We start from the raw sequence: 642 nt of genomic DNA, 5'->3' as shown, positions 1-642 counted from the left end.
TTCCGGCGGGCCAGAAAGCTCATCCGCCGCCTGTGCGCCAACTATGACGGAGGAAACTGCCTGCCGCTGGACGACGGCGACCCCTGCCCCTGTCCTCAGCTCATTTCCCCCACGCTGATCCGCAAATACTTTCGCGCCAAAGGCAATCGGGCCGTGTACTGCGGCCCCTGCGCTCAAAAGGAGCGCAGGCGAAAGACCCGCGACCGGGTGCGCCGCCACAAGGGATAACTGTTGACCACCACCTGCATTATGTCTTTGTACACCCGCGCAGATCCGCCGGGATGAGGAACGCTGATTTTTCCACCGTTCCAGAGGGCCGCAGGCCCGACAAAAAAGCGTTCCGCAGGAACGCGCAGCCAGCCCCGGCACGGGGCTGCTCAAAGGGGGTTGGGGGCGCTGCCACCAACAAGCAGATTGGACCTCCCGCCTATGGCGGGAGGTCCAATTTTGCATCGTGGGTCCCACGATGCCCTGTTTGCCCCGTTTGTCGGAAATTTCCGATAGTCCCGTTTCTCCACCCCCCGTTCTTTCCATCCTTCGTCCCCGCGTCCCGGCGTGAAACCGCCCTTGCGCCGTTGGAAATCCGTGGTATAATGGACAGAGAAAACGATCCAGGAGGGCCACATCATGCCGGAACATCTC

The 642-nt window shown here is 61.7% G+C and carries 1 protein-coding gene; it reads left to right on the top strand.

The window, feature by feature from the left end; all coding sequences use genetic code 11:
• A partial coding sequence (locus D1646_RS16310) for a cysteine-rich VLP protein (protein ID WP_201754725.1) occupies window positions 1-228 on the top strand: 228 nt, incomplete at its 5' end.
• Window positions 229-642 lie beyond the last annotated feature (414 nt).

Origin of the sequence: Pseudoflavonifractor sp. 60 (assembly GCF_009911645.1) — a bacterium.
Lineage (GTDB): Bacteria > Bacillota > Clostridia > Oscillospirales > Oscillospiraceae > Lawsonibacter.
This window is presented reverse-complemented; position numbering and strand designations above follow the sequence as displayed.